The sequence below is a fragment of the Porticoccus sp. W117 genome, assembly GCF_030341905.1.
Taxonomy (GTDB): domain Bacteria; phylum Pseudomonadota; class Gammaproteobacteria; order Pseudomonadales; family Porticoccaceae; genus SCSIO-12696.
Map to the genome: position 1 here is coordinate 1 of NZ_JATAAF010000031.1, position 22,849 is coordinate 22,849.

Here is a 22,849-nt window from a genome sequence, read left to right on the forward strand (position 1 = left end):
CCATGATCCGTATGCGTATCTGAAAGATGTGTTGGAGAAACTGCCAACACAGAAGAGCAACCGGATTGAGGAATTGCTGCCGCATAATTGGAGTGAGTCGGTCAAGGGGTGATGACCGGACGCTTACCTTCTTGAGAACCACAAAGTGCTTCATATTCCAGTGCAAGATACAGGGGGTATAAAGCACCCTGAGGCCTTCCATCTCCAGTTTGACAGCGCGGGGCTGCAAATGCAGGCGGTCGGCCATGCTGCTGATGGCGCTTAAGTCGAGGCCATTTAATGAAACGGGAAAGCGGCGGCGAAGTGTATCCAGGTCAACTTTATGACCGTGGTAGTTAGCCACCATGGCCAGGCAAGCAAGGCCACATTCCGCAGCGCCAGATTGGTGGATTACAGGCAGGTGCTTGCGAGGGCCGAACAGTCCACTACGGAAACCAAAGTTCAGGCGTTTGTGGGGTTGAGATTCGAAAGAGGGTGTATCGCTATGTTCGCGTCCTTGCTGGCTCATGTCAGTTCCCTTTGCTACCCCTTAGCCTTGTCCGCGTCCGCCGCTGTTAGAAGAATTGGTGGAGCGATTTAACAGCCAAGTGAGCAAGGATTGCTCCGAGTGAGTGATGTAGGCCACTACGGGCAAATCTTCGCTTAGCTCAAAAGAGCGGTCGTAGGCGCTTACTTGTTGAGCCTCTAAAGTGATGGGAACCTCATAAGTTGGGCCAACAACCCCATGGACATTCGCATCAACAGCAGTGTGCAACTGGCCCTCGCCAGACACGACACCAGCGTAAGTACCAAACTCGGCTGAAGGGTAATTGGAATAGCTCAATTGAACAGTGGCGCCAACAGGTAATACATTCAGATCACGTAGTGGCACAGACAGGCTGGCAATAAAGCGATTGGATTTGGACTCTGCCACTAATTGGCCGGTAAAGGATTGGGTTTGGCTATATGGGGTAAGGGCAAGAAATAAAAGAGTGGCAGCAAGAACGGTAAAAACAACACAGGTCAGAGTGCGGAATGATAGGGGCTGGGCAAGAATAATATCGCCCAGTAGAGATTGGCGGCGGTTTTCAATAACCTCTGTCCTAAATAACTCGCTTCGCATCTTGCTGCTTTCCTTATCCATGCTAATGAGCTTTAGCTTTCAAATTTAGCCTACTGCAGGCAGTATATGCAAAATAAAGGTGATTTTAGTGTGACCAAGGGAGGTGAGCTAGTCAGAATTTATAGTGCATGGAAAAATCAAAAATCCTCCAGTTAGAAGAGAGAGCTTACCAGTTTTTTGGTAAACGAGGGTCTTTAAATCGTGCCCTTTTATAACGTTTATTTCGATCTTTGCGTTCTACTTCTACGCGTTTCTTCTGGCTGATTTTACGGTATCGACGATCATTGACAGCACCTCGGAACTGTTGCCATAGGTCACAAAGTCCTGTGCATTCGAGTAAAGGTCGCAACCCAAGCCCGAGAAATAACAGAACCCCTATATGCGCAGGTAATTTTTTTGGATCAGTGAAAGCAAAAAATACTGTTAGCCATAATAGTGCGACATAACAGCCACGTGAAATTGGGCCATATTCAAATTTTTGCTCCCTCATGTATTCTCCTTTTTCAGAGCATTAACGTATAGATATGCGACACTATCGTGTTTTTTGGGGCTTACATGTGCTCATTCATACCGAAGTGCAATAACCGGATTGGTTTGAGCCGCTTTGATGGTATGGCCGCTGACGGTAAGCAAGGCAATGGCGATGGTGATTAATGGCACCAGCCCAAAGGTGATCCATTCCAGCGGTATGCGCGCAGCAAAGTGTTGAATCACCTGATTGGCGGCGATGTAGGCCAAGGGTATGGCAATGGCCAGGGCAATAAACACCGGTTTGCAAAAGTCCCAGGCCAAGAGCCCGGTTAGCCTTGTTCTGGAACAACCCATCACTTTGTGAATTCCAATTTCGCGGGTGCGGCGCTCTACAGTAAATGTTGACATGGCATACAGCCCCATAATGGCCACGATAATGGCAAGCACCGCAAAAATACCCACACTGGCCATGGCTCTTGCCAGTACTTCAAACAGTCCGGCCAGTTCTTGTTCAATAAAGGTTATTCCAGTACGGCGACCGTTGATGCGTTTGGTGACTTGGGAAATGTGGTTTTTGCCCTCTTCCATCATGCTGCCTTGAATGCGCGCGGTTAGTACGCCGGAAAGGCTTTTTTCATCCCCTAGCACAAGAAGGTCGGCTCCGAAGGGCACGGTTTTATCTTCATCTTCCATTATTTTCGGAAAGGCTTTGGTAGCGCCTATTACTGTAAGCACAATCGCGCTGTTATCTTTAAGAGTTAGTTTATTGCCGATGGCAGCTTGCGGATTGCTGATGCCCAATTTATCCATGCCGGTTTGCGAGAGAATCACCGCACCGGAGCTGGACGGTTGCCTGCCGCCTCCAGCAACAGTGGTGCCTGGAGTTGAGGTGCTACTGCCGATGGTGATCTTATGGCTGGGTTTGTTGGGGTCAAAGGTAACGCCTGCGGCTAATTTGGTTTGGTAGTGGTCAAAAAAGTACTTGTCTGTGACCATCATGGTCAAAGAGATGGGGTTTGCGTTGGCCTGTGTTAACAGGTACTCGTTTTCAATTTCTCCAAAACTGAACGGTGCGAGTGAAACAGACTCAATGGCCGGGTGTGCCAGCAATTGCTCCTCCATGGTGTCTTGCTGCCCCGGCTTTTGTAACGATATTCCCATGCCTCTACCCATGCCAACCAGGGCAACATTTTCCAGATTGATGCCCAGATCCAGGTTTTTCAGATGATTGAGTTGCTGGTAGAGGGTAAAGCAAACGGTCATCAATAAGATGGACAGGGAAAACTGAACAACCGTAAGTATTTTCCGCAGCTGACTTTTGGAAGCGGCTGGTGTATTGGCGGAAAGCGCCGCAATGGGCTTTACTCGCGACAACACCATGCCGGGGTAAAACCCGGCAAATAAAGTGGTGGCAATAATTAACCCGGCCAGACACAGGTAAAAGAAAGCGGTACCGTAATCCACTGTTGCAAGGTCAATTTCAATCAGTTGCCCAAACCAGGGCAAAGCCATGTTGGCGATAACAAAACCCACCACAATGGCGAGCAGGGTAGACAGCAGCGCCTCGCAAAAAAACTGACCGAGAATATGCCCTTTGCTGGCTCCCATCACTTTGCGCAGGCCAATTTCCCGGTTGCGCTGGGTAAAGCGGGCGGTGGTGAGGTTGATAAAATTAAAGCAGGAAATCAACAACACACCGGCTGCAAGGCCGCCAAAGGCGTAGATAAAGTACCAGTTCTGGAACAGATCACTACTGCCTCCGGTACCCAAGGCGCCAGAGGCCAAATGTGACAGGTAGATGGGTTGTAGGCCTGTTTTTACATTGTTGTTCCAGCTGGCGCCAGTGGTGCTGTCGGCAGTGCCACTATCGCCCTGCGACTTCTCCTTGCCGGTCAAGTAGGCAATCTGGTGGTTTAACTCCTCTATTTGAGTGCCTTTCTCAAACTTCAGATAGCTCATGTAAGACGTTTGCGCTGCCGGTCGGCTAGGTGCTCCACTAATAGCAACCAGTATCTGTAGTCCTGGAGAAGCCAGGTGCGTGTTGGCGGGAACATCTTTCATCAGCCCGGTTATCACCAAGGCGCCGTTTTCCAGAGTCAGGGTTTTGCCCACTGGCGACTGGTTGCCAAAATATTTTTTGGCAAAAGACTCGCTGATTACGGCTTGATTGGGTTGTGCCAGCAGAGGCCCAGGGTTTTTATCAACCATGGGCAGGTTGAAAATCGCAAAAAAGCTGTCGTCGGCGTAGGCAATTGTTTCAACCCGAGCATCTGGCATGTCCACCCTGATCTGGCCGCGGCGCATGGCAGTATGCTGTTCAATATCTGGCAGGTTGGCGATGAGGGTATCGTGATCAGCTTTGGAAATTCGTGGTTGGGTGAATTCTCTACCCCCTTCGAATGTTCGTGTTTGGGTTACCTGGTATATGCGCTGGTAACCGTCGAACTGGGTGTCAAAGCTGAACTGATAAGTCAGAAAGGCGAGGAAAACGATACAGCAGGCGAGGCCAACGGACAGACCAAATATATTGATTGCTGAGTACAGCGGGTTTTTGACCATGCTGCGCAGGGCCGTCAGTAGATAGCTGTAGAACATCCGTTTCTTTCTCCTTGCTTATACTGGATTAACTCTACAGAAGAATATGGTGTGGCGCCACATTGTAAACGAAATTATGGTTGGTTCGGGTTTATCAGTTGCACCACTTGCACATCCGCTTCCCGGTGTTTACCCGCTGCTTGTAGCTTTTGCAGGTAGTTTTGCCAAAGCCTGTCGTGGTTGCAGCCCAGCTCGTACAGGTACTTCCACGTGTAGATGCCGGAATCGTGGCCATCGTCAAAGAACAGCCGTAAGGCGTAATTGCCTGCCCGTTCTGTTTTTTCTATAGCTACGTGTTTTTTGCCGTGTTGCAGAATTTCCTGACCAGGGTCGTGGCCTTTGACTTCGGCGCTGGGAGAGTGCACCCGCAGGAATTCGGCACTCAGTTCAAACTGTGCGCCGTTGTTGTAGGTCATTTCCAGCGTGTTGTTGGCTTGGTGGAGTTTGATTTTGGTGGGAATACGGGAGACGGGAGATGAAAGACGAGAGATGTGCTCGTTGCTGCGATTTGGTTTTTCCTGTCTCTCATCTGCCATCTTTCGTCTCTCGTCTTACAAAATAAACCGCGACAAGTCTTCATCCTGACTGAGCTCGCCAAGGGCATTGTTTACGTAGTCGGTGTCGATGGTGACTTTGTCGCCTTTGGCAGCCAAGTCGGCGGCTTCGAAGGATACTGCTTCCAGCAGCCGCTCCAGCATGGTGTGCAGGCGGCGGGCACCGATGTTTTCAGTTTTTTCGTTCACTTCAAAGGCCAGCTCCGCCAAGCGACGAATGCCGTCGTCGGCAAATGCCACAGCCAAACCTTCGGTGGCCAACAGTTCCCGGTACTGCTCGGTAAGAGATGCGGTGGGCTCGGTGAGGATGCGCTCAAAATCGTTGGCGGTGAGTGATTCCAGTTCTACGCGAATGGGAAGACGGCCCTGCAACTCGGGAATCAAGTCCGACGGTTTGGTGAGGTGGAAAGCACCGGAGCCAATAAACAGAATGTGGTCGGTTTTGATCATGCCGTATTTGGTGGTGATGGTGCAGCCTTCGATCAGTGGCAACAGGTCGCGTTGCACACCCTCGCGGGATACATCGGCACCGGAGGTATCGGCGCGTTTGGCCACTTTGTCGATCTCATCGATAAACACAATGCCGTTTTGCTCTGCTGCCTCAATAGCGCGACTTTTGATGTCTTCTTCGTTGACCAGTTTGGCGGCTTCGTCGTCGCGCAACATCACCAGCGCTTTGGACACCGGCATCTTGGCTTTTTTGGTTTTGTTGGAACCCAGGTTGGAGAACATGCCTTGCAGTTGGTTGGTCATTTCTTCCATGCCGGGAGGGGCCATAATCTCCACGCCCAGCGCGGCGCTCACTTCAATTTCAATTTCCTTGTCGTCCAGTTGGCCTTCGCGCAGTTTTTTGCGAAATACCTGGCGGGTGCTGGATTCTTTTTCCTCTTCGCCCTGAGGGCTGCGAGCGGGGGGCAACAGAATATCGAGAATGCGCTCTTCGGCGGCGTCGGTGGCGCGCTGCTGCACTTTTTGCATTTCCTGCTCGCGCACTTGTTTAACAGCGGTTTCCACCAGGTCGCGCACAATGGAGTCCACCTCGCGGCCCACATAACCCACTTCGGTAAATTTGGTGGCTTCCACTTTGATAAAAGGCGCGTTGGACAGCCGTGCCAGGCGGCGGGCAATTTCGGTTTTACCCACACCGGTGGGGCCGATCATCAGAATATTTTTTGGGGTCACTTCGTTGCGCAGCTCTTCGTTTAACTGCATACGACGCCAGCGGTTGCGCAGGGCAATGGCGACGGCGCGCTTGGCTTTGTCCTGGCCAATGATGTGTTGGTCCAGTTCGGAAACGATTTCTCTTGGGGTCATGTTGGACATTTTGTTCGGAGTCCTTATCTATGCGGTGCCATTTGGGTTACTAAGTGGCACAGTTCAATTTGGGTTGGTCGCACGTCGGAAGTCTGACGTCGCACGCTAAAGGCAAAACCGTCATTGCGAGGGAGCCTTTCTTTTATAGAGAAAGGCGAGCGTGGCAATCCAGTGGCTTAAAGACACTGGATCGCGTCGCTGCGCTCGCGATGACGATGGTTAAATCTTAATATTCAATTTCTTCAATCGTGCGATTTTTGTTGGTGTAGATACACACGTCACCAGCGATATCCAGGCCTTTCTCGACAATCTCGCGGGCGCTCATTTCAGTGCAGTCCAACAGGGCGCGGGCGGCGGATTGGGCGAAGGCGCCGCCGGAGCCGATGGCGATCAAGTCGTCTTCCGGCTGCATGACATCGCCGTTGCCGGTGATGATCAGCGAGGCGGTTTCGTCCGCCACCGCCATCAGTGCTTCCAGGCGACGCAGCATGCGGTCGGTGCGCCAGTCTTTGGCCAGCTCCACGGCGGCGCGGGTGAGGTTACCTCGGTGCTCCTCCAGCTTGGCTTCGAAGCGTTCAAACAGGGTAAAGGCGTCGGCGGTGCCGCCGGCGAATCCGGCAATCACTTTGCCGTTGTGCAGGCGACGCACTTTTTTGGCGTTGCCTTTCATTACGGTGTTGCCCAGAGTTACTTGGCCGTCGCCGCCAATAACCACTTTGCCGTTGCGGCGCACCGAGAGAATAGTGGTGCCACGATACTGTTCCACGTGGTGTTGCTCCATCAGTTAAGGATGGAGACTATTTGGGGGCGAAGATGGAGAATTCAACCGTGCTCGTCATTCCCGCGAAGGCGGGAATCCACCATTTCGGTGGTTTGCTCGAAATGGATCCCCGCTTTCGCGGGGATGACGGCCTTGCAGTTCTGCGGTTACAACAACGGCTCCAGGTGAGGCCAGATATTATCGAGAATAACCGGCTGCGCTTTGGCGTTGGGGTGTATGCCGTCGGCCTGCATCAAGTCGTTGACACCACCGATATCCTCCAGCAGGAAAGGTACCAGCGCGATCTCTTGCTGTTGGCCCAGCTCCACATACACTTGATGAAACAACTGGGTGTAGCGCTGGCCGTAATTGGGGGGGATGTGCATGCCCGCAAGCACTACCTGTGCGTCGTTGTTTTTGCTCAGCTCGATCATGCGTGTCAGGTTGGCACGCATCTGTTTTAGCGACAGGCCGCGCAGGCCATCGTTGCCGCCCAATTCAATAATCACCACCTTTGGTTGATGTTGGCGCAGCATGGCGGGAAGGCGGTTAAGGCCACCGGCGGTGGTGTCGCCACTGGTGCTGGAATTCACAACTTTATAACGCGCTTGCGGGTATTGTTGTGTCAACTTTTGTTGCAGCAGGTTGACCCACCCCTGCTCCTGGCTCATGTTATAGGCCGAGCTGAGGCTGTCGCCAAGCACAAGGATAGACTGTGCGGCCGCCGCCGCAGGCAGCAACAAAGCAAAATAAAAGACAGCAGATAACAAGGCTTTTTTCATGAGCAACTCAGAAACCCGTGATGTTGAAGACAATGTGGTGATCCGCGCCAGCGGCTTGACCAAAGTGGTATCCACTGGCGATGGCCCTTTGACCATTCTCGACGATGTCAGTTTCTCCATCAACAGCGGTGAGACAGTGGCGGTGGTCGGAGTGTCCGGTTCGGGTAAGTCGACATTGTTGAGTTTGCTGGCTGGACTCGACTTACCCAGCAGTGGTGATGTGGCCCTTTGTGGCCAGTCACTCAGCGCGCTGGATGAAGATGGCCGAGCTGCTTTGCGGGCCGACCTTGTGGGTTTTGTGTTCCAGTCCTTCCAGTTGCTGCCCAATCTCACGGCTCTGGAAAATGTCACCTTGCCGCTGGAAGTGCTCAGGGGCATCAACGGTGTGGACAGTGGCAAGCAATTGCTGCAGCGAGTGGGTTTGCAGGATCGCCTCAGCCACACACCGGCGCAACTGTCCGGCGGTGAACAGCAACGGGTGGCCATTGCCCGCGCTTTTGTTACCCAGCCGAAACTGTTGCTGGCGGATGAGCCCACCGGCAATCTTGACTCCGCTACCGGGGAAAAAGTCATTGAACAGTTGTTTGCCCTCAATCGGGAGCAGGGCACCACGCTGGTACTGGTCACCCATGATGAACAATTGGCGCAGCGTTGCGATCGCCAGGTTCGTCTGTCGGCGGGGCAGGTGGTGGCTGCCCAGGCGGAGGCAGCCCTGTGAAGTCGTTGACCCTGTCAGCGCGCATGCTGCGCCGGGATTGGCGTGCGGGAGAATTGCGCGTGCTGCTACTGGCACTGGTGGTGGCGGTGATGGCCGTTACCACCATCAACCTGCTCACCGACCGCTTTGCCCGCCTGTTGCAACAGCAGAGTGCCCAGTTGGTGGGCGCGGATCTTATTCTCACCAGCAGCCGTGAGCCCGACACGCAATGGTTACAGCAGGGGCGGGCACTGGGGCTGGATGTTGCCGAAAGCACCGAATTTGCCACCGTGGTGTCGTTTGATGATGAGTTTCTGCTCACCAATATCAAAGCGGTCACTGAAAGTTATCCGCTGCGCGGTGAGCTACGTATTGCCGACCGCCCCTATGGGGAGGAGAGCGCTGTCAATCAGCCGCCTCCCGCTGGTTCGGTGTGGGTGGATGTGCGCGTACTTACCCGGCTTGGAGTAGAGCTGGGGGATACCATCTCACTGGGTGCCGCACAGCTGCGTATTGGCAAAGTGCTGACCTACGAACCGGACAGCGTGGCCGGGCTGTTTAATTTCAACCCTCGAGTACTGATGAACGCCGCTGACCTGGCCGCCACTGAGGTGATCAAACCCGGCAGCCGCATCAGCTACAAATACCTGTTCGCTGGCGATAACAGCGAGCAACTGCGGGCGCAACTGGAACCCCAGCTGGGGCCGGGACACCGCTTTACCTCATCCCGAGGAGCCAGCGGTCGCACTGGTGATATTGTCGGCCGCGCCGAGCAATACCTCGGGCTGGCGGCTCTGTTGGCGATTTTTCTGGCTGCGGTGGCCATTGCCATGGCGGCGCGCCGCTACAGTGAGCGCCACTTTGATGTCAGTGGCTTGCTGCGTTGTTTAGGGTTGCAGCAAAAGCCCCTGGTGAATCTTTACCTGTGGCAGCTGTTGTTGTTGGCATTGGCTGCCGGAGCCTTGGGCCTGGTGCTCGGTTGGCTGGCGCATCTTGGGCTGTTGGCGGTAGTGCAGACGCTGTTGACCACCCAGCTGCCCGGCGCCGGTATTGGCCCTTACTTTACCGGCTTTGCCACCGCTCTATTGCTGGTGATTGGTGTGGCGTTGCCACCGGTGTTGCGCTTGAAAGGGGTGCCACCATTGCGGGTATTTCGCCGCGAGCTGTTGCCGCTACCCGCTTCCGCCTGGTTGGTGTATGGGGTGGCCAGTGCCGCCCTGGCGGGCTTGCTACTGCTGTTGTTCGACAATATTGGCCAGGTGTTATTGATTCTGGTGGTGGCAGCCGCCGCAGTGGGTGTGCTGGCTGTATTGCTGTTCCTGCTGCTGAAAGGCGTGCGCCGATCTCTGTCCGTCAGTTCGACCGGTCGCGGGCTGTGGCTGCGCAGCTTGCGCAACCTGGTAGGCCACACTGGCACCACTACCGGGCAGTTGCTGGCCTTTGGCTTGACCGCCATGGTGATGGTGATTCTGTTGCTGCTGCGCACCGATTTGGTGGCCCAGTGGCAGCAACAGCTGCCCGCCGATGCACCGGATAAATTTGTGTTTAATATCCAGCCCTTCGAGCGCCAGGCCTTCCAACAAAAACTGGCAGATGCCGGCATTGATACCCAGCTGTATCCGATTGTGCGCGGTCGCCTGTTGTGGGAAAGGTCAGAGGGCACTGAGCGCAGCGGTGCCCTTAACCGGGAATTGAATTTCACCTGGTTGGAACAGCCGCCGGAGAACAACAAAATCGTCGCTGGCCAATGGCGCAGTCAATCGTCCCAGCCGGAAGTGTCGGTGGAACAAGAGCTGGCGGAACGCCTGGGTATTGAAGTGGGAGATACCCTCAAGGTGGATATCGCTGGCACCGAAGTCAGTGCCACTGTGACCAGCCTGCGCACCGTAAACTGGCAATCGTTTACCCCCAATTTCTATATGATTTTTCAGCCGGGTACGCTGGAAGATTTCTCTGCCTACTACCTCACCAGCTTCCGTTTGCCAACGGGGCAGGAATCTCTGTTGGTGGAAATGCTGCGGGAATTTCCGTCGGTGTCACTGATTGAGGTAGACGCCATTATTCGCCAGGCTCGTGACATGTTGGGCCAGGTGTCATTGATGGTGGAATTGCTGCTGTTGTTTGTATTTCTGGCGGGCATTACCGTGTTGCTGGCGTCCATTCAAAGCACCCTGGACGACCGCTTGCGGGAAGGCGCATTGATGCGCGCCTTTGGTGCCAGCCGCAACTACCTGCGTTCTGCCACCCTGGCGGAGTACAGTTTGTTGGGTGTGTTAGCGGGGCTGTTCGCCGCCCTTGGCGTGGAGCTGGCCTGTCAGCAGCTCTACCAGCAGTTTGAACTCAATTACCAGAGCAGTTTGCTGCTGTGGGTGTTGTTGCCCACGTTGCTGGGCTCGGTGACCGGGTTGTGTGGGTACTTGAGTACCCGCAAGGTATTGCAGGTATCGCCGCGGGCGTTGTTGTGATTTAGCTTCGGGCTACTGGCTTCGGGCAGCGAGCTGATCGAGCGAGTTTGTCATTCCGAGCGCAGCGAACTCAAAAGAATCGTCATCCCCGCGCAGGCGGGGATCCATGTTGGATATTGCACTAAAGCCTAAAAATACCGAGGTTTGTGGATTCCCGCCTACGCGGGAATGACGGGCTTGGGAGTGTTACCGGACACTAGTGGAGCGCAGCGAAGAGATTCCTGCCAGTCCTTTGAATATTGTTCTGAATGGCGAGTTCGCTCAATCAGCTCGCTGCCCGTAGCGCGACGCTCGCAGCTGCTACGGAAAAAACACCTCCACCGCTTCCACAATATGATCGGTCATGATCTGCCGATCGCCCTCGCTCATGCGAATATCAAAGCTCTGTTCAAAGTGTATAAAGCGTCGGCTACTCACTGTCGCTGCCTGATCGCAGGGGCTGCTTGAGCCGTTGGTGGCGCGGCCCTGGGTGTTTAGGGTGCCGCCCAGGCTGGAGCTAAAGCGGTCGTTGATGTTCACATCCTGGCTGGGTGAGTACAGGCAGGAGGCAATCATGCCGCCTGCGGTAATGCGAGCATCCAATTCGTGAATAAAGCCTCCCAGTGTCGGGTCGGAGAGGGCATTGACGCTTTCGCTGAGGTTCACCAAACGATCGTTGGACGTGGGGTCGCACTGCGCCCGAATGTTGTCGCGGGAGCTGCTGCCCATGCCGTGCAGCTGCAAGAACAACGTATTCGCGCCATCCAGTGCTTCGTGAGCTACCTGGAACAGGTGCTCGATATTGTGAGAGGCATCGGAATCCGCAAAACCGTTTTGACAGGTGTCTTCGCTGGTTGAGCTGTCGCGCCTTGTACCCGACAGCAGCAGGGCTTTGGCGTTGGTGGCCAGGTAAGTTTCGATGCCCTGTAATTCGGTGTTGATGTCTGACAGTGGGTGCGGCGATTCAATCACCAGGTCGCGGCCATCCCTATAGAACACATAGGTACCACCGCCGGTGGAGGCACTGGCGGGTACCTGCGCTTCTTCCCGCAAAATGTGGTGTACCCGATTGGGGGTGACATCGGTGTCGGTAAACACCACCACTTCGTAATCGATGTTTTGCGCTTCGCTGTGGGCGTCGTCGATGCGGTTGTTGAGAATATGGTCGATCACAGTGGACAGTGTGTTGCGGGTCTGGCTGCTGGGCCGTTGCCACTGATTGTCCGCCGCTGTGCCGTACTCAATATTCTTAAGTACGGTTTCCAAACTGCCACTTTGGGTTGGTGGAGCCGGTGTGGGGGGAGGCGTTGGCGGCGGCGTGGGTGGGGCAGGGGGAGTGGGTGTTGAGCCCCCACCACCGCCACCGCAGGCGTACAGAAGTGTCAGTGTCAGCGCTGTGGCCACCAGTGTGAGGACGGTTGATTTACCGTTCATGTATTTAGCCCGCGAGATTGCCATGAGGTAAACTTGCCTCTTTTCCACTGAGACTGCAACAGGCTCTGCTATGCCCACTCCCGTAGAATTATTTAGTCAGGTGTCCGGTGACGGTGAGCGCACGGTTGTTTTAGTGCACGGCTTATTTGGTATGTCCGACAATTTGGGTCAACTGGCCAAAGCATTGGAGGATAGCTACCGGGTGCATCGCCTGGACTTGCGTAACCACGGTCGCTCTGCCCGCAGTGACAGTATGGCGTTGACGGAGATGGCAGCGGATATTGAAAACTATCTGGACATTAACCAGATAGACAACGCTGCCATTGTCGGCCATTCGCTGGGCGGCAAGGTGGCGATGCAATTGGCGCTACAGGGCTGCTCCCGCCTGATTGGATTTGCTGTGGCGGATATCGCCCCGGTGCAGTACCCGCCCCATCACGAAGGCATATTGGCGGGCCTGAACAGTTTGCAGTTTGACAGCATCGGCAATCGCGCCGACGCCGACCGCCAGTTGGCGGAGTATGTGGATGAGGTGGGTGTGCGTCAGTTTTTGTTGAAAAACCTCTACCGCAATGAACACAAACAGTTTGCTTTGCGTATGAATCTACAGACTATCGTCGCTTGCTACCCGCAAATTATGCAGGCGCCGGAGGGCCAACCCTGCCAGCTGCCAACGCTGTTTATCAAAGGGCAAAACTCTGATTACATTACCGCTGAACACACCGACCTGATCAAACAGCTGTTTCCCAATCTGCACTTCAAAATGATCAATGGCACTGGCCATTGGTTGCACGCGGAAAAGCCGGAAATTTTCAATCGCATTGTGCAGCAGTTTTTGGATGCACACATTGGTTGGTAATTAATTGTTTGCGTCACCCTGAGGAGCGTAGCGACGCTCCTCAGGGTGATGTTGGATCGACTTAAAACTGGTAGCGCAACCCCAACGAAATACTGTCGCTCGTGTCGAAGTCTGAATCCTGAATAGTTTGCTGGAAGCCACCGGGGCCGCCGCCAGTGCGATTCAAGTCAGCGTCTTCAGAGTCCTGAAAACGGTATTCCACAAAAGCGGTTAACGGTTCGCTGATGCTGTAGTCCAGCCCCAGAAAGGCCTGGTACGCGAATACGGTATCGCTGTCGTCAATAGAGGCGCCCAGTGTTGGGTTGTAACGGAAGTTGGCGTCGATATCACGAATGCCCAAACCGAAGCCTGCGTAAGGGGTGAATTTGTCCCACTGGGCCAGCTCCTGGGTCACATTCAGCATGTAGGAGTCAACTTCTACATCGCCAGCGACGGTACCGGCACTGCGGCTGAACAGATTGCCATTGAAGTTGACGGTTTCTGCGTCGTTGTCAAAATTCTCATAGTTGAATTCCACCCGGACATTTCCCCAGGCATTGCCTTCAAACTGATAGCCAACGGCAAAACCGAAGCCACCATCGTCATCAAAGCTGGCGTTAACGTTGCGGCCAGGGCTGTTGGCGTCAACGGAATCAATGTCGTAAATGCCGTAGTTAATGCTGACATAAGCGCCTTCGTCGTCGCTGGCAAATGCGGAGCTGCCAGCAATCAACAGGCTGGAAGCAAGCGCCGTTAAAAGAAGTTTTTTACCACGGTTTTTCGGAAAAAGAGGGTTCATCATAAAGTCCTGTTACAAGGTTTAAATACATCAACAACCACTTGTAAAGTGGAAACACATTTGAAAATTGAACACCGGAGTCGCAAACGTAGAGTTGCGAAAAATGACATTGTTCCGCAGGAAATAAACAATTTTTTGTGAGAGAAAAGTAATGTAAAGGAAGGAACTTTTTGGCGTGTTTTAGCGAGTTTCCAGCCCGTAGGGTGTTTCCAGTTTTACCCGCCAGGGTTGGTATTTTTTGCTTCTTGATGAGTAGATCCAGCCACGCACCGAAACGGTTTTTCCCTTCAATGCTGCCAGTTGTTTGCGATCAAAGCGATGCTGGTTCTCGGAGTAGATCACGGCGGCAATTTGTGGGCCTATATTGATCCACCATCCGCCTTTTGTGAAACGCACATCGGTGACTTTGCCGGAGACTATTTGAAAGCCGCCCTGGGATACCTGTTTTGCTTCTACCGGTTTTATCCCTGTAGAGCTCCACAAGCCAAGGCGTTGTTGCCTTGCCCGTTGCTCTGCATCTGCCAGGCACTGGGCCAGGCTGAGGTTGGGTGGTATCGCCACATGCCATGCCAGGCCGCTATTCAGCAGATGGGCTTCGGCACTGTCGCCATTCAGGTTATAAAGATGGGCGAGAACTCGGCCGTGCTTGTCTTTTTTGTCGTTGTCCAGCAACAGGCGAGCCTGTTTGCCCAGGAATTGCTGCAGTGTTTTTTGGGCGGCGCGGGAAAATGGCTGGCCCGGTTTGCCATCGCGACCCAGCTCCGGGGCATTAATGCCGATCAGGCGCACTTTGCGGCCATCTTGCAGACGCACGGTATCGCCGTCGACCACCTTGGCAATGACCACATCGGTGGTGCGGGCGAATGGTTGGCAGTCTTGACTACTGGCTTTGCTGCAGCCGGTCAGGATAAAACCTGCGAGAATAAAAAAAGCGCCGAAGGCAAAACCTGCGGCGCTTTTTGATAGCGAGAACATCGCTGAAAGCCTTACTTCTTGGTGCTCACTTTTTAGTAGACCGACCACCGAAGCGCTTCTTGAACTTGTCTACGCGGCCACCAGTGGTAGCGGCTTTCTGCTTGCCGGTGTAGAACGGGTGGCAGGCAGAGCACACATCCAGGTGGATGTCGCCAGCGCGGGTGGAGTTAACTTCTACTACGTTGCCGCAGCTGCAAGTGGCTTTCAGCAGGCCGTAGTTTGGGTGGATGTCAGCTTTCATGTTAATGCCTCAAAGTATCTTGCATACCGCCACCTGGTCGCTCAGACTTCAGTCTGTTTCTGACTGTATGTCGCGCCGGGCACCGTATGCGTATAAAAACGGATGGCGGATACTACTCGCAAACCCCAATGAATTCAACTGCTAAATACTACCAAATCGCCGTGCCATCGCCCCTGCGGCGCAGCTTTGATTATCTGCCTCCTGTAGGGCACAGCAAACCGCTGTTGCCGGGGGTGCGTGTGCGGGTTCCCTTTGGCCGCCGTCAGGTGGTGGGTGTGGTGATTGGCCACAGTGGCAGTAGCGAGGTAGCGGCCAGCAAACTCAAGGCTATTGCGGAGGTGCTGGATGACCAGCCGTTGCTTTCGCCGACCTTATTTGAACTGTTTCTATGGGCTGCCCGCTATTACCAACACCCGATAGGGGAAGCTCTGCTCAATACGTTGCCGGTATTGCTGCGCAAGGGCGAGCCACTGCCAGATAACCGGGAGCAGTTCTGGTGTTTGACTACCCGTGGTAAGGGATTGCCCGCCGATGGCCTGAAAAGAGCTCCCCGCCAACAGCAGCTACTCACTCTGTTGCAGCAGCGTGGCAGTGCCAACCGCTTGCTGTTGGACGCAGAGGGAATCTCAAGAGAATCTCTGCGCAGTCTATTGAAGAAAGAACTGGTGGAAAGCGCTTACCGCGACCCAGTTGTCAGTGAGCAGCCAGAGGAAAACCTGCTCAGTGAAGCGCCTTTGAGTTTATATGCGGGCCAGCAGGCGGTGATAGAACAGATCGAATTGCACGGCTATCACAGTTATTTGCTGGATGGCGAAACCGGCAGCGGCAAAACGGAAATTTATCTGCAGGTGATTGAAAAGGCGCTGCGCTATGGCCGCCAGGCACTGGTGTTGGTGCCGGAAATCAGCCTGACGCCGCAAACTGTCAAACGCTTCCAGCAGCGCTTTAATCGCCCGCTGGCGGTGATGCATTCTGGCCTGACCGATCGCGAGCGTTTGCATGCCTGGGAAATGGCGCGTACCGGCCAGGCGCCTATTGTGATTGGCACCCGCTCTGCCGTATTTACACCGCTGCAGAACCCCGGTGTCATTATTGTCGACGAAGAACACGACTCGTCTTTCAAACAACACGAAGGGTTTCGCTACCACGCTCGCGATCTGGCGGTGGTGCGCGCTCATCGAGAGCAGGTGCCGGTGATACTGGGCAGCGCTACTCCGGCGCTGGAAAGCCTGCATAACTGCGCCGCTGGGCGTTACCAAAAATTGCTGCTCAAGGGGCGCCCCGGTGCCGCCAAAGCTCCCAGTTGGCAGGTGCTGGATATTCGCAAGAAAAACCTCAGCGCCGGTTTCAGTAATGAGCTGGTCACCGCCATTGGCGCAGAGTTGGCGGCGGGCAACCAGGCGCTGGTATTTCTCAACCGGCGCGGCTTTTCGCCAGCGCTGATGTGCCATGACTGCGGGTGGAGTGCCGACTGCCATCGCTGCGACCTGCCAATGACTGTGCATCGTGGCGATCGCAAACTCTGGTGTCATCACTGCGACCTTCAGGCCCGCATTCCCAGCCAGTGCCCAAACTGCTTCAGTAGCCAGCTGCAGTACCTTGGTCAGGGCACCGAGCGAGGTGAGCTGGAACTGGAAACCCTGTTTCCGCAATTTCCGGTGCTTCGTGTGGATCGGGATACCACCCGCCGCAAGGCCTCGATGCAGGAGGTGGTGCAAACCGTTAATAACGGCGAGCCCTGTGTATTGGTGGGCACCCAGATTCTGGCCAAGGGGCACCACTTCCCGGATGTCACTTTGGTGGCGATATTGGACGCGGATGGCGGCTTGTTCAGTGCCGATTTCCGCGCGGCAGAAAAAATGGGGCAGCTGATTACTCAAGTGGCCGGGCGTGCAGGCCGTGGCGACAAACCGGGGCGAGTGATTTTGCAAACCCATTGCAGTGACCACCCGTTGATTCAACAGCTCACTGAGCGAGGCTACCCGTATTTTGCCCAACAGCTGCTCAGCGAGCGCCGGGTCGCCGACATGCCGCCGTACAGTTATATGGCTTTGCTGCGCGCCGAAGCGTCCAATTCAACGGATGTGCAGACCTTTTTGCAGCAGGCGCGAGCCGCAGCGGAAGCGCTACAGCCACCCACCAGCAACTGCCGCTATCTGGGGCCACTGCCGGCCCCCATGGAAAAACGCAGTGGTCGCTACCGCTATCAACTCAGTTTGACCTTTGAACGGCGTCCGCAATTGCAACAACTGCTGAGTCAGTGGAGTGTGCAGCTGGAAAACCTGCCGGGGGCAAAGAAGGTGCGCTGGTCATTGGATGTGGATCCGCAGGATATGGTTTAAACGGCATCGGGCGACGTGCTGAGGGCAACGAGCAGACCGAGAAATATTTTTTGATGCAGTGGCTAGTTGTCAGCAGCTTCTGTACCATGCGCGCCCCTGTTAACTGCTATGATCGGGAAAACGGAATAACAACCCATGAGCCGAGACTACTCCAATTACGGGAAGGGCAAAAAAAGCGGCGGCAGCCGCAGCAAATCCCGCAGCCAAACCACTCGCCGCAAGGCGCCGCCGGCGAGAAAGAACAACGGTGGAATGTTCTGGTTTATTTCCGGCTTGGCAGTGGGTAGCTTGGCCACTGCCATGATTCTGGTGCCCGGCATGCGGCCGGAACTGCCGGTGGCGGATACTCGCCCGGCGCCAGTTGAACAGAGCGAACCGGAATTCGAATTCCACAGCCTGCTGCGCCACGATGAAGTGGTGGTGCAACAGGAAGCGCCCATCCGTGAAGTGGAAGCAACTCCGCCGGCAGCGCAAAAACCACAGCAAAACAATCGCGGTAGTGCCACTGAAACTCAAGCAGCAGCGCCTGCCCAGCCGGTTGCCATTGGTGAGATATTTCTGGTGCAGGCGGGCTCTTTTTCCAAAAAGCAGGATGCGGAAACCCGCCGGGTGCAGCTGATGCTGATGAACTTTACCAACGCCGACATTGAAAATGTGCGCGCCAGCTCCGGCCAGGTTCGCTACCGTGTCATCGTAGGTCCATTCGACAGTCAGGGAAAGATGACCACCGCGCTCAACCGCATTTCCTCCCAGGGTATAGAAACCCTGCCGATTAAACGCAAAAGATAGCTCTCGTTCTTATTCAATCCCTTTGTGCGCGGGAATACTCAGCTTGAAGGCAATGGCCAGTGCGCGGATAACAAACGCGGTGGCACATCCAGCGAGTATGCAGAACAGCGGGGGCAGGCCAAGCAAAGTCGCCGATACCGCGTAGCCCAGTGCCCCCACCAGTGATGCGGTGATGTACACCTCACGCTGGAACACAATGGGCACCTCATTGAGAATCACATCGCGAATAATGCCGCCCACGCAGGCGCTGAACATCCCCATAATGGCCGCTACCGGCACACTCATGCCTAGTGCCGTGGCCTTTTGCGCCCCCAGCACACTGAACAGCGCCATGCCCACCGCATCGGCCCACAACAGCGCTTTTGAACCGCGGTTGATGGAGCGACTGGCAAAATACGTGATGACCGCCGCCACGGTGCAGGTGGTGACGTAGTGCCACTCTGCCAGCCAAAACACTGGTGCATCCAACAGCAAATCCCGCAAGGTGCCGCCGCCGATACCGGTGATATTGGCGATAAAGATAAAGCCAATAATGTCCAGGCGATTGCGCGCCGCCAGCAGGGCGCCGGAAGTGGCGAAGGCAGCGGTACCGGCAAAATCGAGAAACTGCAGTAGGGTCACTGTGCTTACCTGAATAATAAGAGGGCCTGATTAAAAGGGCCGGACAATTAAAAAACGCAAACAAAAAGCCCCGCACAAGTGCGAGGCTTTTATGGGTATGGTGCCCCGCGCGGGTTCAAAGTCGAACTCCGAAAGCCGGATTCTAACTGAGTGGAATAAGGCGAGTATAGAGGGGCTTGAAGCCTCTGAATTGGCCTTCAATCCTGAGATTGAACAACTATTCGATACTCTAGCTGAGTGGAATAAGTATCTTGAAAATCATGTTTCCGGCTTCCAGAAGCCAAAGGAGCCGGAACAGTGAGCGGTGCAATAAAACCCCGTGTGCGGCTCTCTCACGACTTTCAACGCGCTTCTGTGGCTCAAGCTACTCCCAAGCCTAAAAAGCGACCTGCGCCGTTCAGTATCCGCCTGACACCGGATGAGCGCGCCTATCTGGAAGCCAAGGCAGGTAATCGCAGCCTTGGTGCCTATATTCGCCAGCAATTACTTGGTGATCGAGCCGAGAAGCGCAAGCATGACTTGCGCCGCCCGCAGATAGATCAAGAGCAATATGCAGCACTGTTGGCTGCATTGGGTAAATCCCGCCTGTCCTCGAACCTGAACCAGCTTGCCCATGCCGCCAATATCGGTGTGCTGGATGTTTCAAGGGATACCGAGGTACAACTACAGGAGGCCTACGCCTGCATACTTGAAATGCGAAAAGCCCTGTTTATATCTTTGGGCCTCAAGTATGGGGGAGACCAATGATCCTGCAAGGCTCACAGCGCGGCGGGGCCAGAGACTTAGCTCTACACTTGCTCAAAGAAGAAAACGACCATGTAGAAGTGCATGAGCTTCGGGGATTTGTGTCAGATGATCTGGTTTCTGCGCTGAATGAAGCCCATGCAATCAGCAAAGGCACCAAGGCCAAGCAATTCCTGTTTTCTCTTAGTCTCAACCCGCCTAAAGAAGAGCGGGTTTCTACAGAAGTGTTTGAGGAAGCTATTGGCCGAGCCGAGGAAAGACTTGGCCTAACTGGTCAGCCCCGCGCTATTGTCTTCCATGAAAAGGAAGGCCGTCGCCATGCTCATGCGGTGTGGTCACGCATTGATGCGGAAGAAATGAAGGCAATCAAACTGCCCTATACCCGCTATAAGCTCAAGGACTTATCCAAAGAACTGTATCTTGAACATGGCTGGAAAATGCCACGCGGCTTCTTGGATTCCAAAGAACGCGATCCGAAGAGCTTCACGTTGGAACAGTGGCAGCAGGCCAAGCGTATTGGTAAAGACCCACGAGAGATCAAAGCCGCCTTGCAAGATAGCTGGGCCATAAGTGATACGCAGTCCAGCTTTCAGCAAGCCTTGAAAGAGCGCGGCTACACCCTCGCAAGGGGTGATCGCCGTGGATTTGTGGCTCTCGATCACCGCTGCGAGATATTTTCTATCTCTAAAAAGTGGGTAGGTGTTAGCGCCAAGGACGTAAAAGCCCGATTGAACGGTCAGGATGCACTCCCATCAGTGGATGAGGCCAGAGCCAGAGTTGCCAAAGAGATGCAGGGTCGTTTGTCCCTACTCCAAAGGCAGCAAGAAGAAGCTCTGCAAAAGCGCCTGAAACTGATTGAGGACCAGCGGCTCACTCTGGTTAAAGAGCAAACCAACCAGCGCCGCCAGCTTGAAGAAAGGCAGCAAGCTCGTTGGCAGGCTGAAACCAAGGCCCGTCAGGAACGATACAGTCGAGGCTTACGCGGCCTATTTGACCGGATTACTGGCAAATACCGCCAGCTCAGGGAGCAAAACGAGCATGAAGCTCTTCAAGCCCAAGAACGAGACAGAGGTGAAAAAGACCGGCTCAGATTTCGGCATCTTGAGCAAAGGCAGAATATTGATAACCGCAAAGACCGCTTAGAGGCATTCAGGGAGAATCGTAAGCAGGCTCTTAACCATGATCGAGAGCAATATCAGGAGATCGAGAACAAGACGCGCAAAGTGGCTGAGTTTAGGGAAGCAATGCGATCTGGCCGTAGCCGTGGCTTGGATCGTGAGCGGTGAGTTGCGGCTTGACGAGTGTGTAGTTAATAGATATATTTACGATTGACGTACATCGTACATTTTGGTAATATAAAAGATGATAATAAGTTTCAAATGTAGGAAAACCGAACGCCTGTTTAATGGTGAGCATGTGCCCGCGTTTTCCGGCTTCGCAAGACAGGCGGAAAAACGCCTTCGCATATTGGATGCCGCAGATACACTTGGAGCTTTGAGGGCCTTGCCGAGTAACCGCTTTGAAGCCTTGTTAGGTGATCGGTCAGGGCAATATAGCATTCGCGTTAACATACAATGGCGAGTTTGCTTTACATGGGATGAAGGTGCCCATGACGTAGAAATTGTAGATTACCACTAGGTAATGAAATGAATGGAGTTAATCATGGCTAGAGAACCTATACACCCCGGTGAAATCTTGGCTGATGAACTGGATGAAATCGGGATTACAGCAACAGAGCTATCCCGTCAGATTGATGTGCCGCCTAACCGCATATCGATGATTGTACGCGGAATGCGCGATATTACTGCTGATACTGCTCTTCGCCTTGGTCAGTTCTTTGGCACTGGCCCAGAGCTTTGGATGAACCTGCAAAAAGCCTATGAGCTTGATAAGGCCAAAGTCGAGATTGGCGCAAAGATCAAGAAAATTCACCCTTGGCAACCGCAAGAAATTCACGCGTAAAACTGCCAATCGTCTAATAAGTCAGACTTAAAGGACTTTAGGTTTGGAAAAAATTGGTACTGTTTTCAGCATATCTGCAACTATATTTGGTGCAGGTTTCTGGGTGGTTTATAACCATCCTTCTGTTTATCAAGATCGTCTATTTTGGCCCATTTTCTTCATAACCGGATTGATTAGCTTCATTGCCATGATCCAGTATATGACGATTACATCTGTTAAATCGAATTTAGAGGCTTCGACCACTGAAGGTGATGATAAGCCAAGCTTGGAAATTGATGAAAAAACTATAAAGTGGGCAATCACCCAAGTAGATCGAACAAGCTTTAATGAAAAATTTTGTAATATTGTTTTTTGCGTTTTTATAGCCAATATTATCCTATATGGCGTGCCGAGCCTATTTGATCTGGATTCTGAAAAAACTAGTGTCAGCTCAAGTTCGGAATCGTCTGAAAAAATACACATCCGAAAAAATCAAAATTCAGAGCCAGAATTGAAAGCAAGCTACGAGCTAATTTCGGTTCATTCGGATAGCAGAACCTATATAACAGAAACACCAATTGATATGCTTGAATCAATTCAAGATATAAACTCTATCCGAACCGTGAAAAATTGGACGGATAACTATAAAGGTGGTTGGATTCGCATCAAAGGAAGAGCGCGTATTGGTTCAGGGTATGTTTCATTTGAGGGCGACCCCCGTGGGCATATTGTTATTGTTTTAAAGGATAGTGAAAGAGAAAAACTCACTGACTATCCTGATGGTGTAACTATAACGGCAGAGGGAGAAATCCAAAAGGCTGTTGAAGGGGGAATGTATGACCCAGAACTCTGGTTATATGATGGGCAAATCGTTGATATTCACTAACTCTGATTGATTGTAGTTCAAAGTAAAATTTTATGCCTGCATTCACAGAAAACACCTCAAGATATGAAAGAAAACCAAAAACCTAGTTGCTAAACGATTGAGGGAGGTACTAAGTGATGAGTAATCGGACAAGATTTAACCAATTCAGAAAGAAAGCCCTGAAAGATGATAGGGTGCGCGCTGAATATAAGGCTTTGTCCACTGCTTTTAAGGTGGAGCGTCAGAAGATTGCCATGCACAAAAAGGACAATGTGAAATAAGGACAGAGTGGCTAGAGATTTTGGCATTAAGAGAGCCAGCGTTCTTAAATAACCAACTTTCCGATGTATGTTTCGCTGTATGGAAAGTATGTCACGCCAATGCCACAAGGTGAGTATTGTCTGTTTAACTAAAGGCAACTCTGATTAATTCATCGATTGAGCGATAATAGCAGCATATCCACAACCCCGAGATACGAATGCGCCAACAATCCCTGACCGATGGTTTTGAAAAACACCGCAAGAAAACTCGCAAAGAGCGT

Annotated in this window: 23 protein-coding genes and 1 pseudogene; 11 read left to right on the top strand and 13 right to left on the bottom strand. The window is 53.2% G+C overall.

Annotated elements, in window-relative coordinates:
* A partial coding sequence (locus QSV34_RS14250) for a transposase domain-containing protein (protein ID WP_289152310.1) occupies nt 1-112 on the top strand: 112 nt, incomplete at its 5' end.
* A gap of 69 nt (nt 113-181) precedes the next feature.
* Here QSV34_RS14250 and QSV34_RS15220 read toward each other — a convergent pair.
* The 8 genes and pseudogenes from QSV34_RS15220 to QSV34_RS14290 all read right to left on the bottom strand — a co-directional run.
* Nucleotides 182-508 (bottom strand): annotated as a pseudogene (locus QSV34_RS15220) (cysteine peptidase family C39 domain-containing protein); the annotation flags it as partial.
* 21 nt (nt 509-529) lie between these two features.
* A complete protein-coding gene (locus tag QSV34_RS14260) occupies nt 530-1,123 on the bottom strand; it encodes a hypothetical protein (RefSeq protein ID WP_289155801.1) in 594 nt (197 codons plus the stop codon).
* A gap of 145 nt (nt 1,124-1,268) precedes the next feature.
* Nucleotides 1,269-1,592, bottom strand: a complete 324-nt coding sequence (locus QSV34_RS14265; protein ID WP_289155802.1) for a hypothetical protein — start codon at nt 1,590-1,592, stop codon at nt 1,269-1,271.
* Between the two features lie 71 nt (nt 1,593-1,663).
* Nucleotides 1,664-4,168, bottom strand: coding sequence for an ABC transporter permease (locus QSV34_RS14270; protein WP_289155804.1), 2,505 nt, complete (start codon nt 4,166-4,168; stop codon nt 1,664-1,666).
* Between the two features lie 74 nt (nt 4,169-4,242).
* Complete coding sequence (locus QSV34_RS14275; RefSeq protein WP_289155805.1) at nt 4,243-4,704, bottom strand: gamma-butyrobetaine hydroxylase family protein; 462 nt, start codon at nt 4,702-4,704, stop codon at nt 4,243-4,245.
* Between the two features lie 15 nt (nt 4,705-4,719).
* A complete protein-coding gene (hslU, locus tag QSV34_RS14280) occupies nt 4,720-6,045 on the bottom strand; it encodes an ATP-dependent protease ATPase subunit HslU (RefSeq protein ID WP_289155807.1) in 1,326 nt (441 codons plus the stop codon).
* Nucleotides 6,046-6,262: 217 nt separating this feature from the next.
* Nucleotides 6,263-6,802, bottom strand: coding sequence for an ATP-dependent protease subunit HslV (gene hslV, locus QSV34_RS14285; RefSeq protein WP_289155808.1), 540 nt, complete (start codon nt 6,800-6,802; stop codon nt 6,263-6,265).
* 161 nt (nt 6,803-6,963) lie between these two features.
* A complete protein-coding gene (locus QSV34_RS14290) occupies nt 6,964-7,578 on the bottom strand; it encodes an arylesterase (RefSeq protein ID WP_289155809.1) in 615 nt (204 codons plus the stop codon).
* On the opposite strand from QSV34_RS14290, the gene QSV34_RS14295 reads away from it, so the two are divergent.
* Together QSV34_RS14295 and QSV34_RS14300 are read left to right on the top strand one after the other, a co-directional pair.
* Nucleotides 7,577-8,296: an ABC transporter ATP-binding protein gene (locus QSV34_RS14295; RefSeq protein WP_289155811.1), complete on the top strand. Its 720-nt coding sequence runs from the start codon at nt 7,577-7,579 to the stop codon at nt 8,294-8,296. The genes QSV34_RS14290 and QSV34_RS14295 overlap by 2 nt on opposite strands.
* Nucleotides 8,293-10,740 carry an ABC transporter permease gene (locus QSV34_RS14300; protein WP_289155813.1) on the top strand — a complete coding sequence of 816 codons (2,448 nt, stop codon included), beginning with the start codon at nt 8,293-8,295 and terminating at the stop codon, nt 10,738-10,740. The genes QSV34_RS14295 and QSV34_RS14300 overlap by 4 nt, the downstream gene beginning before the upstream one ends.
* Nucleotides 10,741-11,040: 300 nt before the next feature.
* On the opposite strand, the gene QSV34_RS14305 is transcribed toward QSV34_RS14300, so the two are convergent.
* Nucleotides 11,041-12,153 carry a hypothetical protein gene (locus tag QSV34_RS14305; protein ID WP_289155815.1) on the bottom strand — a complete coding sequence of 371 codons (1,113 nt, stop codon included), beginning with the start codon at nt 12,151-12,153 and terminating at the stop codon, nt 11,041-11,043.
* A gap of 70 nt (nt 12,154-12,223) precedes the next feature.
* Between QSV34_RS14305 and QSV34_RS14310 the strand changes: the two genes are divergently transcribed.
* Nucleotides 12,224-13,012, top strand: a complete 789-nt coding sequence (locus tag QSV34_RS14310; RefSeq protein WP_289155818.1) for an alpha/beta fold hydrolase — start codon at nt 12,224-12,226, stop codon at nt 13,010-13,012.
* Nucleotides 13,013-13,073: 61 nt separating this feature from the next.
* On the opposite strand, the gene QSV34_RS14315 is transcribed toward QSV34_RS14310, so the two are convergent.
* From QSV34_RS14315 to rpmE, 3 genes are all read right to left on the bottom strand, one after another.
* Entirely contained in the window at nt 13,074-13,793 is a 720-nt protein-coding gene (locus QSV34_RS14315; protein WP_289155820.1) for an outer membrane protein, read from the bottom strand.
* Between the two features lie 177 nt (nt 13,794-13,970).
* Entirely contained in the window at nt 13,971-14,765 is a 795-nt protein-coding gene (locus QSV34_RS14320; protein ID WP_289155822.1) for a thermonuclease family protein, read from the bottom strand.
* 25 nt (nt 14,766-14,790) lie between these two features.
* Nucleotides 14,791-15,006, bottom strand: a complete 216-nt coding sequence (rpmE, locus tag QSV34_RS14325) for a 50S ribosomal protein L31 (protein WP_289155823.1) — start codon at nt 15,004-15,006, stop codon at nt 14,791-14,793.
* Between the two features lie 128 nt (nt 15,007-15,134).
* On the opposite strand from rpmE, the gene QSV34_RS14330 reads away from it, so the two are divergent.
* Both QSV34_RS14330 and QSV34_RS14335 read left to right on the top strand, forming a co-directional pair.
* Complete coding sequence (locus QSV34_RS14330; RefSeq protein WP_289155825.1) at nt 15,135-17,348, top strand: primosomal protein N'; 2,214 nt, start codon at nt 15,135-15,137, stop codon at nt 17,346-17,348.
* Nucleotides 17,349-17,483: 135 nt separating this feature from the next.
* Nucleotides 17,484-18,137 (top strand): SPOR domain-containing protein, encoded by a 654-nt coding sequence (locus QSV34_RS14335; RefSeq protein WP_289155827.1) that lies wholly within the window; start codon nt 17,484-17,486, stop codon nt 18,135-18,137.
* A gap of 9 nt (nt 18,138-18,146) precedes the next feature.
* Here QSV34_RS14335 and QSV34_RS14340 read toward each other — a convergent pair whose 3' ends face one another.
* A complete protein-coding gene (locus tag QSV34_RS14340) occupies nt 18,147-18,758 on the bottom strand; it encodes a trimeric intracellular cation channel family protein (protein ID WP_289155829.1) in 612 nt (203 codons plus the stop codon).
* A gap of 297 nt (nt 18,759-19,055) precedes the next feature.
* On the opposite strand from QSV34_RS14340, the gene QSV34_RS14345 reads away from it, so the two are divergent.
* From QSV34_RS14345 to QSV34_RS14360, 5 genes are all read left to right on the top strand, one after another.
* Entirely contained in the window at nt 19,056-19,505 is a 450-nt protein-coding gene (locus QSV34_RS14345; RefSeq protein ID WP_289155831.1) for a plasmid mobilization protein, read from the top strand.
* Complete coding sequence (locus tag QSV34_RS14350; protein WP_289155834.1) at nt 19,502-20,788, top strand: relaxase/mobilization nuclease domain-containing protein; 1,287 nt, start codon at nt 19,502-19,504, stop codon at nt 20,786-20,788. Before QSV34_RS14345 ends, QSV34_RS14350 begins: the two co-directional genes overlap by 4 nt.
* Before the next feature lie 76 nt (nt 20,789-20,864).
* Nucleotides 20,865-21,140: a type II toxin-antitoxin system RelE/ParE family toxin gene (locus QSV34_RS15225; protein ID WP_353738411.1), complete on the top strand. Its 276-nt coding sequence runs from the start codon at nt 20,865-20,867 to the stop codon at nt 21,138-21,140.
* Between the two features lie 24 nt (nt 21,141-21,164).
* Nucleotides 21,165-21,464 carry a HigA family addiction module antitoxin gene (locus tag QSV34_RS14355; RefSeq protein WP_289155836.1) on the top strand — a complete coding sequence of 100 codons (300 nt, stop codon included), beginning with the start codon at nt 21,165-21,167 and terminating at the stop codon, nt 21,462-21,464.
* A 43-nt stretch (nt 21,465-21,507) separates the two neighbouring features.
* On the top strand, nt 21,508-22,329 hold the full coding sequence (locus QSV34_RS14360; protein ID WP_289155838.1) for a hypothetical protein: 822 nt from the start codon (nt 21,508-21,510) through the stop codon (nt 22,327-22,329).
* The last annotated feature ends 520 nt before the right edge of the window (nt 22,330-22,849 follow it).

Bases quoted from the DNA above. Each gene is read 5' to 3' on its own strand.
- rpmE (WP_289155823.1), bottom strand. From the start codon at position 15,006: ATGAAAGCTGACATCCACCCAAACTACGGCCTGCTGAAAGCCACTTGC.
- hslU (WP_289155807.1), bottom strand. From the start codon at position 6,045: ATGTCCAACATGACCCCAAGAGAAATCGTTTCCGAACTGGACCAACAC.
- QSV34_RS14265 (WP_289155802.1), bottom strand. From the start codon at position 1,592: ATGAGGGAGCAAAAATTTGAATATGGCCCAATTTCACGTGGCTGTTAT.
- QSV34_RS14310 (WP_289155818.1), top strand. From the start codon at position 12,224: ATGCCCACTCCCGTAGAATTATTTAGTCAGGTGTCCGGTGACGGTGAG.
- QSV34_RS14275 (WP_289155805.1), bottom strand. From the start codon at position 4,704: ATGGCAGATGAGAGACAGGAAAAACCAAATCGCAGCAACGAGCACATC.
- QSV34_RS14260 (WP_289155801.1), bottom strand. From the start codon at position 1,123: ATGGATAAGGAAAGCAGCAAGATGCGAAGCGAGTTATTTAGGACAGAG.
- QSV34_RS14355 (WP_289155836.1), top strand. From the start codon at position 21,165: ATGGCTAGAGAACCTATACACCCCGGTGAAATCTTGGCTGATGAACTG.
- QSV34_RS14305 (WP_289155815.1), bottom strand. From the start codon at position 12,153: ATGAACGGTAAATCAACCGTCCTCACACTGGTGGCCACAGCGCTGACA.
- QSV34_RS14330 (WP_289155825.1), top strand. From the start codon at position 15,135: ATGAATTCAACTGCTAAATACTACCAAATCGCCGTGCCATCGCCCCTG.
- QSV34_RS14350 (WP_289155834.1), top strand. From the start codon at position 19,502: ATGATCCTGCAAGGCTCACAGCGCGGCGGGGCCAGAGACTTAGCTCTA.
- QSV34_RS14315 (WP_289155820.1), bottom strand. From the start codon at position 13,793: ATGATGAACCCTCTTTTTCCGAAAAACCGTGGTAAAAAACTTCTTTTA.
- QSV34_RS14295 (WP_289155811.1), top strand. From the start codon at position 7,577: ATGAGCAACTCAGAAACCCGTGATGTTGAAGACAATGTGGTGATCCGC.
- QSV34_RS14290 (WP_289155809.1), bottom strand. From the start codon at position 7,578: ATGAAAAAAGCCTTGTTATCTGCTGTCTTTTATTTTGCTTTGTTGCTG.
- QSV34_RS14335 (WP_289155827.1), top strand. From the start codon at position 17,484: ATGAGCCGAGACTACTCCAATTACGGGAAGGGCAAAAAAAGCGGCGGC.
- QSV34_RS14320 (WP_289155822.1), bottom strand. From the start codon at position 14,765: ATGTTCTCGCTATCAAAAAGCGCCGCAGGTTTTGCCTTCGGCGCTTTT.
- QSV34_RS15225 (WP_353738411.1), top strand. From the start codon at position 20,865: ATGATAATAAGTTTCAAATGTAGGAAAACCGAACGCCTGTTTAATGGT.
- QSV34_RS14270 (WP_289155804.1), bottom strand. From the start codon at position 4,168: ATGTTCTACAGCTATCTACTGACGGCCCTGCGCAGCATGGTCAAAAAC.